At 45.2% G+C, this 4,543-nt stretch carries 4 protein-coding genes and 1 rRNA gene; 2 read left to right on the forward strand and 3 right to left on the reverse strand.

The window, feature by feature from the left end:
• From GJ688_RS19165 to sigI, 3 genes are all read right to left on the reverse strand, one after another.
• Nucleotides 1-170: ribosomal RNA gene (locus tag GJ688_RS19165) — 16S ribosomal RNA — on the reverse strand; the annotation flags it as partial.
• A gap of 322 nt (nt 171-492) precedes the next feature.
• A complete protein-coding gene (locus tag GJ688_RS19170) occupies nt 493-1,374 on the reverse strand; it encodes an anti-sigma-I factor RsgI family protein (protein ID WP_155478107.1) in 882 nt (293 codons plus the stop codon).
• Nucleotides 1,375-1,391: 17 nt separating this feature from the next.
• Nucleotides 1,392-2,177 (reverse strand): RNA polymerase sigma-I factor, encoded by a 786-nt coding sequence (gene sigI / locus GJ688_RS19175; protein WP_155478108.1) that lies wholly within the window; start codon nt 2,175-2,177, stop codon nt 1,392-1,394.
• A gap of 91 nt (nt 2,178-2,268) precedes the next feature.
• Here sigI and GJ688_RS19180 point away from each other — a divergent pair, with 91 nt between their 5' ends.
• Together GJ688_RS19180 and GJ688_RS19185 are read left to right on the forward strand one after the other, a co-directional pair.
• Nucleotides 2,269-2,961, forward strand: coding sequence for a hypothetical protein (locus GJ688_RS19180; RefSeq protein WP_155478109.1), 693 nt, complete (start codon nt 2,269-2,271; stop codon nt 2,959-2,961).
• A 231-nt stretch (nt 2,962-3,192) separates the two neighbouring features.
• Nucleotides 3,193-4,305 carry a permease gene (locus GJ688_RS19185; RefSeq protein WP_155478110.1) on the forward strand — a complete coding sequence of 371 codons (1,113 nt, stop codon included), beginning with the start codon at nt 3,193-3,195 and terminating at the stop codon, nt 4,303-4,305.
• Nucleotides 4,306-4,543: the final 238 nt, after the last annotated feature.

A 4,543-nucleotide genomic window follows, 5' to 3' on the forward strand; every position in this document is an offset into this window, starting at 1 on the left:
ATTAGCAGCCCTTTCGGGCTGTTATCCCCCACTCTCAGGCAGGTTATCCACGCGTTACTCACCCGTCCGCCACTAAGAGCCTCCATCGAAACTTTAGCTCTCCGTTCGACTTGCATGTGTTAGGCATGCCGCCAGCGTTCGTCCTGAGCCAGGATCAAACTCTCCACATAAAATGTAGATAAGCTTGAGTCAAGCTCTATTGTTAAAGTTTCTTATCGAGTTAAGGCTTCTTGTAACAGAAGTCATTCACTCTCAAGAAAATGTCCGTCCCACTTTCGCGGGCCGAATTGACTTTGGTCTCGCACGCTTTTGCTTACAACTGTTTGATTTTCAAGGACCAGATGTCTCGTTCGCTCGAGCAGCGAACGAGACATATCTTATCATCTATTGTCTTAGTCGTCAATAGGTATTTTATTTGTTTTTTACCCTATCGCCGTGTGACATTGATAGATTCTATCAGTTTTATACAACAGAATCAAATGGGAATTGTTGTTAATGTTTTTTTTGGCCCTTTTCTTTGTTCAGCCCTTTTTCATTTCTTCCTTCTTCCCTTTCTTTGTTTCCATTAGAGTCGTTATCAACAGAGCTGTTAGCATCGCTTTTTACACTTTTTTTTGTTACTTTTTCTTCTTTATTAACTTCTTTATTGATTATAGATTCGTCATCTTTATGGGGTTTCAGATTCAGATAATCCTTCCTCCCATCCTTTTTTGCGCTTTCCTTACTTGGTAAAGCTTCTTCCTGATGAGTAGACTCTTGAATATTGGGCTCTTTCAATTTGTTCAGTGTATCCTCTAGTTGATGCTGTAACATTTCTTGAGATAAGGGCGGAACATATTCCAAATGACCCGGTAATGGAGACCATGTCACGATCGCTGGTTGCCGCTCTGCTTTATCGTACACCAGACCATCTGCTACCGCCTTATGTACGAGTATAGAGAGCGCCTCTTCAGCCGGTAACTTATCGATTGACACACCTTTTAGCAAACGTTCTCCGGCGACCGAGTCAGACTTCGCTTCGATTACCCGCCCTTGGTCATCTGTTAGCAATTCAATTTTCGGGCCCATATCGACAACCATGGATGCGACCGCAGGCTGAGGCGTAATTTCGTTTGCAACGAAGCTAAATCCTATAGCAATAAGCATTAGCGCCGCTGCAGCCCAATATCGCCTCTGTGTAGTCATTTTTTTCTTTAACGTTTCTATCCAGTCAGTCCATTGCTCTCGCTCATCTACTCTCGCGGCGATGCAGAAAGTTTGTCCGGCTCGAACTGCTTCCATGGGTCTCGGAACACGCAGAAAATCTCCAGCTTCGCTCAACACCACCATGTCTTTTTCGTTAACCTGAACGATGATGACGTTTGTATTCCCCATATTTTCACCTCCTATCTCTATTCAGATAAAGTCAGGAACGACCGGACAAAACGAAACTCGTCATCAGCCAGCACAATCGCTACGGCGACAATATATTTTCTACCGGTCTCTAACACTTTTCGACTGAGCCCACTAAGAACAACCAGTTCTTTCATGGGGATTTGCCGGGTAGAAAAGAACCGCCGGCGTAACTCGGTGTTGGCCACCAGAAGCCTCGCGGCCCGAATTAGATTCGCTTTTGTGTCTTTATGTTTCGGAGATGTTCGTACAAGATCATCTAAAGATATTCCGAAGTCTTGCAGGGCTTCGACGAAAAGGCTCATGGTCATTTCCCGCTCTTCAACTTCCTGTTTATCTCGATATGCCTCTAGAGATGATGCCTGTTCAATCCGATTCGATTGTTCACTTTCATTCCAACCATCTAGAGATATATGACGGTTTCGTTCTTCCCTTCGGAAGTGATCAATCAAACGAAAGCGGATGATATTGTGGACGTGAGTCGTAAAGGCTGCACCCTTTTCCGCTTGATAGGTATCAATAGCCTCGTTAAAGGCGATAAGAGCAACGCTTAATTCATCATCGTTGTTCCAATGTAAGGGTCGTTTACAAATCCGAGAGGCAATCGCTACAATCCGGTCTTTATAGTCAGCGATCAACTGTTCTCGAGAAGGTTCATCCCCTTGATGTATCCGCGCAATTAAGTTTATCCCTTCCGTAATCCCACCTCTTTTCGAGCCTTCTATTGGTTTTATCCGAATTAGAGACCGCTTTTCTGGGGGGACTATTGAAGGAAAATAATCCAAAAATAAAATTTAAGACCCTACCCCCTGAAAATATCTCTGAGGGTCGGATGACTAGGTGAAACCGGGATAAACAAAAAAGGAGATGGACTAAATGAAACGCACTTTGACACAAGCTTTAGCCGGTATCCTGATTATGGGTGTAGCTGGAGCAGCCAGTGCCGCCGTATCTGGCAGCCTATCGGAGATTACCTCACCCACTTCAACTACAAACGTTCAGACCACCTCTACAAACACTGCTGCGACAGATTCAACGGCTACCACGTCGCAGAGCAACACTTCCACAACCACAACGAACACGACGTCCGAGGGTAACACAGATACCACGTCCAACGGAAATACAGCAACAACTACTGGTGGCTCGACTGACTCTGCCAGTTCTACGACCAACTCTTCTAACAGCACGACTTCGACTTCAGGAAATCAAAATACAAGCAATCAAAGTGAATCTACCACCACTGACTCTGCCTTGGAAGCTCTAGTACGGAATACTCTGGGAACACTGGCAACTGATGAACAGGTAAAAGCGATGGTGGATCTTTGCAAAGATTTTTCGTTAACAACGGAGCAATCCGATGCGATGATAAAATCCTGCGTCCAATACAAGATTAATCCTGGTCAAATGAAACACTACCTGCGCAGCCAAGGCGTACTTAATCAAGTCAGCCCCAAAGAACTGAATCAAGCAGTCCGCGACATACATATAGCCCAAGTTAAAGAAAAACAAGGAAAAGTGAACAAAGGGATTAAAGGTAACCATCCCGACGGAGATAAGGATAAAGACTAATCCTTTGTGAGTTAGAAAAAACGCCCTCATCATTAAGCATGATGGGGGCGTTTTCTATTCGAGTCGATCATCATAACCCTCTGACCAGGTCTTTTTTATCGCCCATAATTGAGTGTTCCCGAGCGATTTTGTGCTTGTATTATTTTTCTTAATTAAAATCTTGCCTCTCTCGTGGTATCATTAAACAGCATCCTTGGGGCAGGATTCATTTTTATAGGAGGATAGATAATAATGACTCAAAAGCAACAACAAAGTCTAGGACCCGATAATATCCACTCTGTCCTATCCCCCGGAACATCCTCACGAACACTGATATTTCCCATAACTTTCCTTATGATCGCCGTCATCGGACTTTTTTATGTCAAGTGGAACCCTTATTATGCAAAAGCCTTTACGGCCGCTACGACCCACTCTATCGGTGCGTCTATCATAAGTGGCAAGGTCGCCGTTGCACCAGCACCGTCATGGGAATCAGCGATAGGGTATGCCACCGACTATTTTAAATCTGTCTGGAAAGCCGTCTTGCTCGGTCTTCTATTAGGGTCTTTAGTTCAGGTTCTTATCCCCATCAGTTGGGTTCATAAATCCTTAGGCCAGAAGAGTTTCAAGAGTACGGTATTAGCCACCGCAACGGCTCTACCAGGTATGATGTGTTCTTGCTGCGCCGCACCGGTGACCGTCGGTCTTCGAAACCAATACGCATCAGTAGGATCGGCATTGGCTTTTTTCGTAGCGAATCCTGTACTCAATCCCGCAACCATTATCTTTATGGGATTTGTGCTGTCATGGAAGTTCGCTTTGTTCCGTCTCATTGGAGGAATCATTTTAGTCCTTGCCGTAGGGACGATTGCCAACCGGCTCCATACAGAATCACCCGATAATGGATCGTTGCACGCGGTAGACTATAAGGCGGAAGAACAAACTTCGCCCCCAGAGTTAAAATCCCTTTTCATCCGTTGGATGAATGCTCTCTGGAAACTTATTATCGATACAATCCCTGCGTACCTGATCGTTGTATTATTGCTAGGTTCCTTTCGGGCATGGTTGTTCCCAGCTATTGACCCAGAAACGAGTAACGGCATCTTGACCTTGATCGGTCTGGCTGTCGCCGGTACCCTCTTTGTTATTCCCACTGCCGCCGAGATTCCCATTGTACAGACTATGATGGACTTTGGTCTAGGTACAGGCCCTGCGGTAACCTTGATGATGACCCTTCCAGCAGTTAGTTTACCCTCCTTGCTGATCGTCAAGCGGGCCTTCCCGACAAAGGTCTTGGAGTTTACCATAGCTGCGGTAGCTTTCATAGGTGTGGTAAGCGGTCTCGTCGCTATGATGATTTTGTAAATACCGGTAAGTATAGACGTTTTCGAAAGGGATGACCTTCTGCAGGTGTCCCTTTTTTCGTTTACTATTCATCTTCCGCCATTAAATCCGGCATTATGCCAAACCATATATCGAATCGAGCGTAAAGGATAAATTTAAAAAGCAAAGAACCAATGACATTGCATCATTGGTTCTTTGCTTTCATCCGGCAACGACCTACTCTCCCAGGGGCCAACGCCCCAAGTACCATCGGCGCAGG

The sequence above is a fragment of the Heliobacterium mobile genome, from assembly GCF_009720735.1.
Classification (GTDB): Bacteria; Bacillota; Desulfitobacteriia; order Heliobacteriales; family Heliobacteriaceae; genus Heliobacterium; species Heliobacterium mobile.